Origin of the sequence: Nocardia sp. CY41 (assembly GCF_009829325.1) — a bacterium.
In the GTDB taxonomy this organism is placed as follows: Bacteria; Actinomycetota; Actinomycetes; order Mycobacteriales; family Mycobacteriaceae; genus Nocardia.
In genome coordinates, this window is the sequence record NZ_VUOS01000018.1 from 1 (window position 1) to 13,440 (window position 13,440).

Annotated in this window: 12 protein-coding genes and 1 pseudogene; 7 read left to right on the forward strand and 6 right to left on the reverse strand. The window is 66.2% G+C overall.

The features are described 5' to 3' along the window. Window positions 1-237: pseudogene (locus GVY64_RS19775) on the forward strand (IS5/IS1182 family transposase); the annotation flags it as partial. 15 nt (window positions 238-252) lie between these two features. On the opposite strand, the gene GVY64_RS19780 reads toward GVY64_RS19775, so the two are convergent. Continuing rightward, on the reverse strand, window positions 253-1,713 hold the full coding sequence (locus GVY64_RS19780) for an FAD/NAD(P)-binding protein (protein WP_159843566.1): 1,461 nt from the start codon (window positions 1,711-1,713) through the stop codon (window positions 253-255). 152 nt (window positions 1,714-1,865) lie between these two features. Here GVY64_RS19780 and GVY64_RS19785 point away from each other — a divergent pair, with 152 nt between their 5' ends. After that, entirely contained in the window at window positions 1,866-2,972 is a 1,107-nt protein-coding gene (locus tag GVY64_RS19785; RefSeq protein ID WP_159843568.1) for a helix-turn-helix transcriptional regulator, read from the forward strand. 56 nt (window positions 2,973-3,028) lie between these two features. Here the strand turns inward: GVY64_RS19785 and GVY64_RS19790 are convergent, their stop codons facing one another. Continuing rightward, a complete protein-coding gene (locus GVY64_RS19790; protein WP_236566998.1) occupies window positions 3,029-3,940 on the reverse strand; it encodes an AraC family transcriptional regulator in 912 nt (303 codons plus the stop codon). Between the two features lie 81 nt (window positions 3,941-4,021). Between GVY64_RS19790 and GVY64_RS19795 the strand changes: the two genes are divergently transcribed. Together GVY64_RS19795 and GVY64_RS19800 are read left to right on the forward strand one after the other, a co-directional pair. Beyond that, window positions 4,022-4,567 (forward strand): carboxymuconolactone decarboxylase family protein, encoded by a 546-nt coding sequence (locus GVY64_RS19795; RefSeq protein ID WP_159843570.1) that lies wholly within the window; start codon window positions 4,022-4,024, stop codon window positions 4,565-4,567. A gap of 202 nt (window positions 4,568-4,769) precedes the next feature. After that, entirely contained in the window at window positions 4,770-5,189 is a 420-nt protein-coding gene (locus GVY64_RS19800) for a maleylpyruvate isomerase N-terminal domain-containing protein (protein WP_236566999.1), read from the forward strand. A gap of 344 nt (window positions 5,190-5,533) precedes the next feature. Here the strand turns inward: GVY64_RS19800 and GVY64_RS19805 are convergent, their stop codons facing one another. Beyond that, window positions 5,534-5,947 carry an SHOCT domain-containing protein gene (locus GVY64_RS19805; RefSeq protein WP_159843574.1) on the reverse strand — a complete coding sequence of 138 codons (414 nt, stop codon included), beginning with the start codon at window positions 5,945-5,947 and terminating at the stop codon, window positions 5,534-5,536. A gap of 1,015 nt (window positions 5,948-6,962) precedes the next feature. Between GVY64_RS19805 and GVY64_RS19810 the strand changes: the two genes are divergently transcribed. Beyond that, a complete protein-coding gene (locus GVY64_RS19810) occupies window positions 6,963-7,367 on the forward strand; it encodes a DUF7144 family membrane protein (protein WP_159843576.1) in 405 nt (134 codons plus the stop codon). A gap of 52 nt (window positions 7,368-7,419) precedes the next feature. Here GVY64_RS19810 and GVY64_RS19815 read toward each other — a convergent pair whose 3' ends face one another. Then, window positions 7,420-8,829: a hypothetical protein gene (locus GVY64_RS19815; RefSeq protein WP_159843578.1), complete on the reverse strand. Its 1,410-nt coding sequence runs from the start codon at window positions 8,827-8,829 to the stop codon at window positions 7,420-7,422. Window positions 8,830-9,371: 542 nt separating this feature from the next. Here GVY64_RS19815 and GVY64_RS19820 point away from each other — a divergent pair. Both GVY64_RS19820 and GVY64_RS19825 read left to right on the forward strand, forming a co-directional pair. Continuing rightward, window positions 9,372-9,821, forward strand: coding sequence for a DUF6325 family protein (locus tag GVY64_RS19820; RefSeq protein WP_159843580.1), 450 nt, complete (start codon window positions 9,372-9,374; stop codon window positions 9,819-9,821). A gap of 11 nt (window positions 9,822-9,832) precedes the next feature. Beyond that, window positions 9,833-10,123 carry an SHOCT domain-containing protein gene (locus GVY64_RS19825; protein WP_159843582.1) on the forward strand — a complete coding sequence of 97 codons (291 nt, stop codon included), beginning with the start codon at window positions 9,833-9,835 and terminating at the stop codon, window positions 10,121-10,123. A 38-nt stretch (window positions 10,124-10,161) separates the two neighbouring features. On the opposite strand, the gene GVY64_RS19830 is transcribed toward GVY64_RS19825, so the two are convergent. Both GVY64_RS19830 and GVY64_RS19835 read right to left on the reverse strand, forming a co-directional pair. After that, entirely contained in the window at window positions 10,162-11,556 is a 1,395-nt protein-coding gene (locus GVY64_RS19830; RefSeq protein ID WP_159843584.1) for an MFS transporter, read from the reverse strand. A 14-nt stretch (window positions 11,557-11,570) separates the two neighbouring features. Continuing rightward, window positions 11,571-13,415: a glycoside hydrolase family 15 protein gene (locus tag GVY64_RS19835; RefSeq protein WP_159843586.1), complete on the reverse strand. Its 1,845-nt coding sequence runs from the start codon at window positions 13,413-13,415 to the stop codon at window positions 11,571-11,573. Between the last annotated feature and the right edge of the window lie 25 nt (window positions 13,416-13,440).

Here is a 13,440-nt window from a genome sequence, read left to right on the forward strand (position 1 = left end):
TACGACTATCCGCGCGTGTATGCCGACCTGCGGCAACGTCGTATCACCGGGCACATCCCGCGCCGCGGCACCCGCGACAAGGTGACAGGGCGATGGATCGTCGAACAATCCCTGGCCCTGCTACACCGGTACCGCCGCCTGGCCACCCGCTGGGAACGACGCACCGACATCCACCAAGGATTCCTCGACCTCGCCGCCGCCCTCATCTGCTGGCGAAGACTCCGCAACCGAACCTGATAGGAGCTCTAAGCACTACGCGATGAGAGCGCGGGCGAGTCGCGCCGCCTCGTGCGCGAGACCTGTGGGGTCGGTCGCAATGAAAGTCGAGGTGCTCGCGATATTGCCCTGTGCGTACCACATGTCTCGGGGCCGACCGGAGATGAGAAGCTTGCCGGTGCCGGGTTCGGTGGTCAGGCCGCCGAACGGGTGCCGTTCGGCGGACGCGGAGGTCAGGAGCGAACGCACCAACCCCTCGGCAGCCTGTGGCACAGTGTAGGCCGGTGGGTTGACGGCATTGATCACCACGTCGGCGGTCCATTCGGTGTCGTCGGTCACGGTGAATCCGGTGCGGGAGTGCGGGTGGATCTTCTGCAGTCCCGCTCGCAGCCGTACCTGGCCGGAATCCAGCAGGCGCAGCAGGATATTCGCATTGTGCGGCACCATAGGTGAACTCAGGCAATTGATGGTGCGGAAGTGTGTGCCGCGCAGCAGGGCCTTGTCTTGCTCGCGAAACATCGGCCACACCGCAGGCGCGACGGTTCGGATGGCCCGGCCGAGCAGTCGCCGCCCCTGATGCGGGTCCGCAACCAAGGACAGCTGGCGCCGCAGCCGTTGCACGGGAGGTTCGGTGTCGTTGCCGATGACCTCATCGGTCAGTGTCCGGAAATCGTGCCCCAGCTCGGAGAGTTCCGCCTTCATCAGTTCGATCAGCATGGTGAGTGTCACCTGCCCTTGGTTGTCGCGAACTCGTCGCAACGCGTATTCGGGTGTCAGATACCGCGGCTCATATGGGATGGGACGTTGCTGTACGGCGGGCAGCACGCCGCTTCGCGACATCAGGGTGATCGGACCGGTGTGTCCACGGGAGACCAGCCCGGTGACGATGTCGACGGCGGTCAATCCGCTGCCGATGACAGCGACGTGCCGGTCCGCGGGAACTCCTGCCAATCTGCGGTGCAAGGGGTACGGCTCATGCACGTAACCCGGCGTGTCGGCCAGCCCATAGCTGTCGTGTGGCTGCCCGCCGCCGATGGACAGCACCGCGCGATCCACGGTGTACGCGCCGCCGGCGGCGGTGCGCAAGGTGGCTACAGGGTGTCGAGAGAACCCGGTGACGCCGGAATTGACGACGCTCACCCGCCACCCGTTCTCGCGCAGGTCGGCGATGGCGGTATGTGCGGTGTGTTCCAGGTATCGTCCGTACACCGCGCGCGGAACGACCGGTAGGCCGAGTCCTTCGTCGAGGTAACAGGCGAGTTCCGGGCGTTCCCGCAACCAACGCAGGTAATGATCCAAGTCTCCGCCACGGGCGGTCATGGCCATCGGTGGTGCATTCACTCGCACGGAGTCCTGGTCGCGTTGGTATGCGCGGCCGCGCCAGACGGCGGATGAACTCTCGAACACCGTGATTTCGCCCGGCTTCGCGGCCGAGCCGGCGAGCGCGTCGAGCAGGGCCACCGTAGCCATTCCTGCGCCGACGATTCCGATATGCATGGTCGATTCCCTTTCGAGTCAGGACGTACGTCGACCAGAATTGCGGGTCACCGTGCGACATCCCATCCCTCGATCGGGGGGTTCCGAGACCGTCCGACCACCCCTCAGGTGAGGGGTTGTCGGACTCCTCGTGCGCGGGAATCATGGCGGGCATGAGCAGGTCGACCAGTGATCCGTCGGGTGGTCTCCTGGCTGGAATCGCCGCGGCGTCCGACGCGGTGCGCCTGTTCGCCGTGACGTCGGACCGCCTGCGCCGCATCGCGCCCTTCGACGCGGCCGTTTGGGTTGCCACTGATCCGATCAACGGGTTGACCGCCGCGCCGGTGCGGATCGAAAACCTCCAGCAGGGCGGCTGCGGCATCTACTGGGAATCGGAATTCCTCGCCGATGCCGTCAATCCCTTTCGGCATTTGACGAAGTCTCCGGTGCCGGCTGCCGGATTACGGGAGGCAACCGGTGATCGTCCGTTGTCGAGTCCGTTGTATCGAGACTTCATGCGGCCGAGAGGCTTCGACGACGAACTGCGTGCCGTGTTCCGGGTCGATGGCAGGCCGTGGGGACAGCTGAGTCTGTTCCGCGAGCGCGGTCGAGCGCCCTTCCGGGCCGAGGAGATCGCGATGGTCGGCTCGTTGTCGAGTCCGATGGCGCAGCGGCTGCGCGCGTACGCCCAATCGGCGGAGCCGCCGCGTCGGTCCTCCGATACGCCGGGGATGCTGCTTTTCGACCGTGCGGGAAACCTGGCCTCGATCAATGACGAGGCCCGCCGCTTCCTCGCCGATATGCCGCCGGGCCCCCGCGCGGCGACGCCGTCCGGGATCGACCTGCCCCTGCCGGTGTGGATTCGTAGCACCGTCGGCCGTGCGCGCGAGACGGGTGGGAATGCGCGAATCCGCATGCGCGCGGTGACCGGCGGATGGCTGGTGTGTCATGCCTCGTGCCTGCGCGGTGCCGATGGCACCGCGGAGATGACCGCGATGACGATCGGGCCCGCGCCGGTGTCGGAGATCGCCACGCTGGTCATCGCCGCCTACGAGCTGACATCCCGGGAGCGCGAAGTCACCGAACTGATCGCGCGCGGGCTGTCCACCACTGAGATCGCGAGCCGATTGTTCTTGTCGCCGCACACCGTCCGAGACCATGTGAAGACGATTTTCCAGAAGGTTTCCGTAGCGAGTCGGGGAGAACTGGTCGCGAAGCTGTACACCGAGCACTACGAGCCGCTCGTGGCGCCCGAAAGCGCCCGCCGTCGCCACCCCTAGCAACAGTGTCCGGGAAGGGTGACTCAGCAGCGGCGAGGCTTATGCTTGCGGCTGACTCAGCGGGCAGTCGCCAACCATGCGCGTGGCGAGCATCCCACTCTTTGCGTGAACGCCCGCGAGAATGCCGGAGGGGTGGCGTACCCGAGTTCCGCGGCCGTGTGGGCAACCGAGGCGCCAGCGCGTAGCCGGTCCTGAGCGACCGTGATCCGCCACCCGGTCAGATACTCGGCGGGGGGCTGCCCCACCATCTCTTTGAACCGGGCGGCGAAAGAACTGCGGGACATGCGCGCTTCGCGCGCCATCGCAGCGAGCGTCCAGGGTCGCCCAGGCGACTCGTGGATGGCGACGAGTGCGCGGGCGAGGCTTTCATCGGAGAGCCCTGTCAGCAGCCCGGTGGGCAGCGCGAGTTCGTCGGCGTGGTCGAGTATCCAGCGGAACAGCTGGATGAGGACAACTTCGAAGAGCCGATCGGCGAGCACTTTTCGACCGCACCGCACATGGTCGATCTCTGCGAACAGCAGATCGAGCGCTGGTTCGAGAGTGTCGACTGCGTCCAGCGGGAGCACGATCACGGGAGGGAGCGTGCGCACCAGAGGGTGGGTCGGGCCGCCGTCGAAGTCGAGCGTCGCGCAGGCGAAGTCGGACTCCTCGGTGGGTGCGTTGTGAAAGGCATGGTCCAGCGGGCGTGGGTAGAACAGCAGGCTGGGCTTATCGATCTGTCGCTTTTCCAGCCGACCGCCGACACCACGGTGCGTCACCTCCATCTCACCGCATCGGAGCACATGGAGGAAGCCTCGCCCCGGTTGTGCGTCGAAGGTCGTTACGCCACACAACGGTCCGGCATGGAACAGGCGGGTTCGCACCCGGAAGCGTTCGAGTAGGGGCGAAAGCTGGTCGAGTGAAGACACAGACCAAGGATGGCAGACGATCTGGTAAGAAATCGAGATGATACGACTCAATAAGTCCATGTGAGCCAGGAAGTCTGAGAGTGCGTCGCCCGGCAAGACACTGCCGGGGCGTCGTCCGAATCACGACCCGAGGAGCACTCCATGTCTTTCGTCCCCCTTGTCGATCGCGAGTCCGCGACCGGAACCGTCAAGGACCAGCTCGATCGTGTCCATGCCGCGTTCGGCACCGTGCCCGCCATGTTCCGAGCCGTCGCGAACTCGCCCGCGGCTCTGACCAGCATGTGGGCGTCGTTCGGCGCCTTCAGCGGCGGTGCCCTGGGGCCGGCGCTGAGCGAGCAGATCGCCGTGGCTGTCGCCAACCGAAACTCCTGCGAGTACTGCCTGGCCGCACACACCGCTCTCGGACGCAAGGCCGGGTTGAGCCGTGCGGCGCTGGAAGCCGCGCAGACGGGCCGGTCCGACGACCCTCGGACTGCCGCACTCCTGGGCTTCGCGCTGAAGTTGGTGGAAGAGCGCGGCCAGGTCACGGCAGAGGACGTGCAGGCGCTGCGTGATCAGGGCTGGAGCGACGAGCACATCGTCGAGGTCATCGGACAGGTCGCGCTCAACCTGTTCACCAACTACCTCAACGTCGCTCTCGCGGTCCCGGTCGACTTTCCCATGGTGAGTCTGCGGCGGGCGGGCTGATGTTCCACCGGGTGCCGACGCCGACCGGATGCTTCCATCCTGCCGACGTCATGGCGTGGACGGCAGCGCTGACCATCCCGGCGATCGGCCCGATGCGGCCTGCGAGAGCGCTGAGGCCGTAGATCGCTCCGCGGCGGGCGCGCAGCCACTCGGACGCGCGCCCGCCCCGCTTCGGGAGTCGCAATCAGCCCGACCGACTCCGGTGGTCGAAGTTCTGCAGGAGAATCCCGCTGACCGGCGCCGCCGTCGTCATCCGCCACTCGCCGCGGCATTCGATGACACTTGGCGGCAGACCGACACGGCGATATCGGGGCAACCCTCCGACCGCCTGGTCACCACCCGATGGGGCGACGGGATCCAGTTGCGCGAGTTCATGATCACCCGCGTAGTGGAACTGGTTCTGCACGGCCTCGACATCGCCATCGCGCTCGGCGTGCCGGCATGGACCGCACCGGAAGCCGCTGCGGTAGTGTGTGACTTCTTGCAGATCGAGCCCGCCGCCACCCACCTGGGTTGGGACCGCCGGACTGCGTTGGCCAAAGCCGGCGGCCGCGCCGCGCTCTCTACTGAAGAGTCGGCCGAACTCGCACGCCTGAACCTCACCTGGAGACGGCTCGGCTAGTTGGACGACTGGTTCGCCGTCGGCGAATCTCGTCCGGCCAAACGGCATCACACAGGCGGACGGCCGCTCGCAGAGCATGCGTGGCTGGTTTCGCCGGCCTCGGCTATGCCGCCGCGATCATCGCGCACCGGACCGGTCGTCCATTGCTCGGGGTTGTCGTGGTCGGGTTGATCGGATGCGCCGTCGTCGTGATTCTCACGCGGCAACGGACCAGACGGCGAAGACCGGACTCCGTCGCCGAACAGCCCCGCGTTCGGGTACACAGCACCAACATCGCACCGTGCCCACTCGCCTGACATGAGTAGACTTCTCGCCCCGGTCGTGCATCAGGTCGGGCCGTCGCGTCACTGGCCGGTCGGCGCGTTGTGCGCCGACGCGGGACGCCCCAGCGCCTGAGCTTTCAGTTGCTCGAATTCCGCGTCGGTGATGACACCGGAGTCGTGGAGGGCTTTGGCGTCGGCGATGCTCTCGGCGGGGGACTTACCCGCCACCTCCCGGATGTACTGATCCGTCGCCTTCTGCGCCTCCGCCTGTGCGCGTTGGGCGCGCAGCGCCATGCCGCGCCCGCGGACGATCAGGTACACCAAGGCCGTGAGGTAGGGGAATATCACCAGGGCTATCACCCACAGCGCTTTGGCGACGCCGGATACGGAGTGGTCGCGGAACAGATCCACGAGAATCTGGAACAGCACGATCAGGTACGCCACGAAGGCGAACACGAGGATCGTGTACCACACGTAATCCCAGAACGAATCCATGTTGTGAACCTCCTGTGGCGGATCTTTCCCGTTTCGTAGCAGGCGGTGGATTCCGGCTGTGAAGTAGATCGAACCGCCGGTCGGCCGCTGGGGCGAAAACAGACCTTCGTTACGGTGACAGCATAGGAGCGCAGTTCGAAAATAAGCACAGAGCGACATCGGCGCCACAGAACGACGGAATTGTTCGAAATTCGGTACATGAGTCGGCGACTCTTGCCGAGGTACCGGAGGTCCGGCTGTCCAGCGCTCCGCTGAAACGTGATCGTCGACGTGCGGCGCTGATGATATCGCCACGTAGGCATCGCCGCCGAGCAAGTCTGCGGTACCGGAGACCGGGCTTACCCAGCTGTCGTTACCAGGAGTCGCAGACCCGGTGGGCGCTCCTCGGAATCTATTCGATACCGCGTTGATTTCGATTCGAACAAAGAAGCAATAAGCCTGAGAGCGAGGGAGAGCTCGATGGTCATCGGCGGATTACGGCTCCTCGATCATCGCGCGGTCGAACCCGGTCGCGCGCAGGCGATCCGGGAATACGGGAGGGGATAGCGAGGCCGCGGTAGCAGGGAACCCCGCAGTCCGCTGCGGTTGCACTACTGCGGCGGAGGCTGTTCGAGGGTTCATCCAGTGATCCGCATTTTCCCGTCGGCCGCCGACATGGGCGGTCGATTGCTCGCGCGACTCGATGAGCGCCTGGGTCGCTCGGTGGCGCGGGGGAGCGCCCGACACCTGATTGTGGGGTAGCCAAGATGTCGCTGAGTTATTCTTATCCGATGAGGCGAGCCGGTAGCGGCGGCCGTTGCATGGGCGCCGAGGGCCGATCGAACCCGGGTGTGCCAGACGACCCGAGAGGCACGGACGCGTCCCTCAGTCCACCACGATTCCAGTTCCTGCGCAGGCACCTCCGCTGCGCTACCTACGTAACCCGTTCGCGGCGGCCAGCGCTCCCTGCGAAGCGGATGCGGCATACCGCAACTGGAGAATCCCTCACATCGCCGACGAGAAGAGGTGAACGGCAATGTCAGCAACCGACGAGCATTCCGTCAAACAGGCGGTCGCCGCGGTAACGTCGATCGGCGCGGCAGTGCTTCTGCTCTCCGCCGGGATCCTGTCGATCTTGCAGGGAATCTCCGCCCTCGCCAAAGACGAGGTTCTCGTGTCCGGGCCCAACTACACGTATGAGTTCAGCACCACCAGCTGGGGTTGGATCCATCTCGTTCTCGGGATCTTGATAGTGATCGCGGCAGTCGGACTGATCGCCGGAGCCATGTGGGCGCGGGTGATCGCGGTCTTTCTCGCCGCGCTATCGATCCTGGTCAATTTCTTATGGCTGCCGTACTACCCGTGGTGGTCGACGGTGGTGATCGCCTTGAATGTGGTGGTGATCTGGGCCGTTACTACCTGGCGGCCCGGCCGAATCTGACCTGAACCGCACCGCAGGGGTGGAACAGCAGGGAACCCACCTGAGTCTCGGACTAGGTGTCGGCCCGCACCGTGGCCTCGGCATCGCGGTTCGTCCCGCGTTGTTCCCAGGCGAGGACAGGGCGAAGCAGAAGTTCCAGCGCGAGCAACGCCAGCAGCGCGCCGAGGATGATCCACACCACCACGAGCCCGGTGGGGTAGCGCCAGAAGACCAGCAGGAGCGCGGCGACGCCGACAATCGTCCAGCGCAGCGCCGTGCGGGCTCGGAAGGCCCACATCTCCACTCGATTCGGCGGACGCGATCGCCGCAGCTGCTGCACCGAGTCCATCCCGCGCCCGAACTGACGGCGTATCGCCGTGGCCGAAGCCGAACCGCCGCTGAGGTAAGCGACCAGTGCGATCGCCAGGCCGAGCACGGCGACTCCGCGCAACGCGGTCCGCAGTGGCAGGAGCACCGTGTCGGCGATCACGGTGGCCGCCTCCGGTGCCAGCACGTCGGCCGGGATCTCGTCCAGATACAGGGCCCGCGCCACGATCAACGCGATGGCCAGGATCAGCATGCCTGCCGCGAGCGCGACGCCGACGAAGACCAAGGCGCGCCTGCGACGCCCCGCAGGCGCCGCGGCGATCGCGGCCACGGCGGCCGCGATCGTCACCCACGGCAGCACTGCCGCAGCTTTGTCGAGATTGTCGACCGCGTGCTGTGCCCGGACCAGTTCCGGGGATCGGAACAACACGAACTGTTTGTCGACCGCGGGAATCTTCTCGGCGAAGGTGAATCCGCGGTCGAGCAGCCGGCCTTTGACGTTCTCGATCACCGTGCGCAGGGAGAGGGTCACCGTGCCGTTCTCGTCGACGGTCACCGACTCGGGGCCGACATGCCCGGTGGCCACCGCCACCAACGCGGTGTGGGCGGTGCGGTTGGCTTGCAGCCACAAGTCTTCGAACTGGTCGCTGCGCACGAAGGACAGCACGGTGTCGTTGACGAAGCCGCGGGCCTGCTGCGTGATCACGGGCGCCAGCCCTTCGACCGCACGATCCACCCGTGGCCGGTTCGCGGTCGCCGGGACCGCGTCGGTGAGTGCGGCGAGCGCGTCCGCGGTGAGGCCTTCGATGTCGACGCGGGCGAAGATCTCATCGGTGACCGTATTGGAGACCTCCGTCTGCAACACCGGATCCGAGCCGAGTGGCGCCACCGTGCTCAAGTACCGATCGGTGTCGAGCACCTCGCCGCGCACGAACCGCGACACCACCGTGGTGATCGCGAGAACAGCGACCAGCACCGTCAAGATCGCTACCGCGGTCCAGCGCCACGCATGCCGCGGCGGACGGCGAACCGGTGGCTCCGCACCGCGGCCCTTGGTTCGCAGCGCAGCCACCTCCACACGCAGCCGCTCCAGTTCGGCGCGCTCGTCGGCGCTCAACTTGCCGTCGGGTGCGTTATCCGGCGCATCGGAAGCCATCGGTATCCTCACTGCAAGAACGGATACGGGTTGTTCGCCGCTCGGTCACCGAGATCGACAGTGTCGGCGGCCGATGCCGCTGCCTCGGTCGGTCACGACCAACCGAGGCGACCGCGATCGTGCGGTCGGGTCGGGTGGCGCCACCCTGGTCTCGGGCGAGGGCGGCGCCACCCCGGTCTCGGCGGGCGAACCGCCGAGGGCGCGGTGAGCTGAGGGTTCCAGCTCGAGAGGGCCCTAGATGCCGAAAGCGGTGATCGAGTCGAGCACAGCAGCTGGTACGCAGTCTTTTCGGGACAGCATTCGCATCGAAGGCATGCGCTGAAATATTTCGGATCGAATCCGGTCAGCGCTCCCGAACCGAGCCGAAAAATAATGACCTGGTGGCGATCAGCGGCGTACGCTGACACTGACATTAGCACTGCCCGCGCCGATAATTCGCAGATTCTTCTCCTACCGGCGACACTCGGACGGGATGAATTTTCAGCGAGCTTCGCAAGAGTCGGGCTGCTACGACTTCCTTTCTGTAACGAAAGTGGGCTACAGTGACGGAAACCGATATCGACGTGTTAGGCCCGATCGACTATCTCGTGATCGAATTCCCGGCCGATAGACCTCCGAACGGTTCGGCGCTGCCCTTGCTGCGCGACCTCGTCGAGCGTGGCATTATCCGCGTATTGGATCTGGCGTTCGTCCGCAAGGACACCGACGGCTCACTCTCCGGAATCGACATAGCCGATGTCGGTCTCGAAGGAGCCTTCGACATCACCCTGTTCGCCGAGGCGGGATCCGGCCTGCTCGACGACGCCGACCGCAGGGAGGCCGGCGCCGCGCTCGAGCCGGGATGTTCGGCCGCGATACTCGTGTACGAGAACAGGTGGGCGGCGCCGTTCGCGTCCGCGCTGCGCCGCAACGGCGCCGAACTCGTTGCCGCCGGTCGGATCCCCGTACAGAGCATCTTGTCGTCCCTCGATGTCGTCGAGACGGAGAACTGAAGGAGAGTGTGATGCCTGGACTGCTCCGCGGCGTAGCCCGCACCGCCATGGTCGCCGGAACCGCGACCGCCGTCTCCAATCGCGTCTCCCGACGGCAGGGACAGCGCTGGGCGGTACAGGATGCGCAGTACGCACCTGAAGCGCAGTATGCGACACCGCAGCCCGCGCCCGCGCCGTCCTCGGGCGGCGGCGCGGGAATGGACCGGATCACGGCATTGAAGGAACTTGCCCAGCTCAAGGCGCAAGGTGTGCTCACCGATGCCGAGTTCGAAGCGGAGAAGGCCAGAATTCTCGAATCCTGACCGATTCGCCGAACAGCCGATGGGTGACGATGCGTCCGTCACCCGGCTCCCGGGCTCGTGGCGGCCGCGGCGGCTTGTCGAGGCAGCATCGCTCCGGCAAAGAATCCGGCCACCGCGATGGCGGCCAAGACGATCATCGCAGCGGCATAGGCGTGAGCCGTGAGCCCGGCTACGAGGATGGTGCCCGCGATAGCGGTGCCGAGCGAGGAGCCGAGGTTGGACACGCTGCGCGACAGCCCCGAGATTTCGCCCTGCTCGTCCTCACCGAAACTGGACTGGACGACATCGACCGCCGGGGTCAGCATGACACCGAGCCCTAGCCCGATCAGCAGCAGCCCGGGCGCGAACGCCCACGGGTGCGCGAAAGTCCCTGCGAGCGCGATCAGCACGCCGATGCCGGCGATGGTCACGAGAAACCCCGCCATGATCAGGGTGCGCTGAGCACGCCGCCGCGCCAGCCGTGCGGCGGCCAATGACGACACCAGCAGGCCCAGGGTGGCCGCTGTGAAGATCACGCCGGTCTGAATCGCGTTGTATCCCCGCACAACCTGGAGGTAGGCCGCCACCACGAACGACGTTCCCATCAACAGCAGCCACTGGATGTGTTCGGTGATCAGCCCCAGGTTGGAGATGCGGTTGCGGAACAGACCGGTCGAGATGAGCGGCTCGCGTCCGGACCGTTCCCGTGCCCGGATGTGCAGATAGAAGTACCCCAGAACAGCCGCGCCGAGCACCAGCAGGGCGAGCATGAGCCAGCCGTTGTCGTCGGCCGCCAGGATGCCCGTCACCAGCAGGATCAGACCGGCCGCCGACAGCACTGCGCCACCGACGTCGAACGCCCGGGCCGGGTCCGCGGGCAAGGGGTCGGCGATGCGCCGACCGAGCAGCACGATCAAGGCGACGACCAGCGCTTGGAACGCGAATGCGGCTCGCCAGCCGAACGTGGAGGTGATGACACCGCCGAGCAACGGTCCCGCCGCCGCGCCGATGCCACCCAGCGCCATGATCGCGCCGAATGCCCGTGCCCGCGAGGCGGTGCCGGTGAACAACAGAGTGGTGAGGATGTACACCGGTGGGATCAGCAACGCGGTGCCGACACCTTCGAGGATCGAATTGCCCAGGATCAGCACACCCAGCCCTGGCGCGAGCGCGCTCAGTATCGCGCCGACACCGTAGATCATCAGACCCAGTTCGAAACAGCGTTTGCGGCCGTAGCGGTCGGTGAGTTTGCCACCGGGAATCATCAGCGCCGCCATGACGAGCAAGAAGATCGTGATGACGATCTGCACGCCCTGCGCCGTGGTGTTCAGGTCGGCGCTGATGTCGTTGATCATCACGTTCATGTTCGAACCCGCGAAGCTGCAGATGAACTGCGCGAGCGCCAGCGGAACGAGCGCTCCGCGGGGCGGGGTGGACACAGCGCTGTCAGCCATCCGGCTGTACGTGCTTATCCGGACGTGGCCGGGGACGGGGCCTCGGCGCGATCGAGTTCGTCATCGAGGGCCATGGCGGCCGCGACCAGGGCCAGGTGGGTGAACGCCTGGGGGAAGTTGCCCAGCTGCTCGCCGGAGGGACCGATCTCCTCGGCGAAGAGCCCCACATGATTGGCGTAGGTGAGCATCTTGTCGAAGGCATACCGCGCTCGAGTCACCCGGCCGGCCCTGGCAAGAGCCTCGACATACAGGAAGCTGCACAGATTGAAGGTGCCTTCCACGCCGCGCAGACCGTCCGGAGATGCCTCCGGGTCGTAGCGGTAGACGAGGCTGTCTCGCACCAGTTCGTCGTCCATCGCGTCGAGAGTGCTCAGCCAGGCCGGATCCCGGGGTGACAGGAACCCCATGCGTGGCATCAGCAACAGGGAAGCGTCCAGCACATCGGTGGCGTAGTGCTGCACGAAGGCTTGTCGCTTCGCGCTCCAGCCGCGTTCGACGATCTGGGCGAACACCGCGTCCCGCACCTGGATCCAGCGAGCCACATCGGCCGGCCGGGAGTATTCGGTGGCCAACCGGATGCCCCGATCGAAAGCCACCCATGTCATCAGTCGGCTGTAGGTGAATTCCTGCCGGCCGCCGCGTGTTTCCCAGATACCCTCGTCGGGCCGGTCCCAGTGCTCGGTCAACCAGTCGAGGAGGTCGGCGAACGACCGCCACCCCCAGATGCTGCCGATGTCCGACGATTGAGCCAGGGCGTCGGCGGCCTCACCGTAAATATCCAGTTGGATCTGGTCGGCCGCCGCGTTGCCGACCCGCACCGGTGCGGAACCGCCGTAGCCCTCGAGATGGTCGAGCACCTCCTCTTCCAGATGCGGGTCACCATCGATGCGGTACATGATCTGCAGCGGCTCGCCGGACGCCGTGTCGCCGGCGTCGAGGCGGTCACGCATCCAGCGCCGGAACGCCAATGCCTCCTCGGTGAACCCGAGGTCGATCAGGGCCCGGACCGACAGGGACGCATCGCGGACCCAGGTGTAGCGGTAATCCCAGTTGCGTTCGCCGCCGAGTTGCTCCGGCAGACCCATCGTGGCCGCGGCGATCGGCGCACCGGTGGGTGCGTAGGTGAGCAGCTTCAACGTGATCGCCGAACGGTTGACCATATCCCGCCACCGGCCCCGGTAGGTGGACGAGCGCAACCATGACTGCCAGAAACTGCGGCACTGTTCCAAAGCGGTGGCGGTGTCCTCGCGCGAAGGATGCGGCGGCGCCGAACCACCGCTCGCCATGCTGGTGAGTACGATGACGGCGGTCTGCCCCTCCGAGAGCGTGAAACGAGCGGTGACGTCGTCGTCCTCGGTCTGCAGCTGCACCGGTTCGGTGGCCTGCAGATGCAGATCCGTGCCCGGACCGTGAAAGACCGCGGCCCGGTCGCCGAGCTGCTCCAAGCTGTGCCCCGCGCGTCCGTAGTCGAATCGTGGGCGGCAGGCGAGGGTGAGCGGCAGACTTCCCCGCACCACTCGGGCCAGGCGCACCAGCCGATGTCGGTCGGTGGGTTCGGAATCCTGGATCGGCTCCATGAAGTCGGCGACCTCGCCGACGCCTTCGGGCGCCATGAATCGCGTGACGAGAATGGCCGTGTCCGGCAGGTAGAGCTGGCGGATCGCCACGTCCTCCGTCGCGAGATCGGCGGCCAGCCGACAATGCCCGCCCCGCTCGCTGTCCAGTATCGACGCGAAGATGCTGGGGGAATCGAACCGCGGCGTGCACCACCAGTCGATCGTGCCCGCAGACGAGACCAGTGCCGTAGTCTGCAGGTCGCCGACGATGCCGTGCTCGGCGATCGGTGGGTAGGCGTTCACAACTCGCTCCTTCGTACCGGGGACA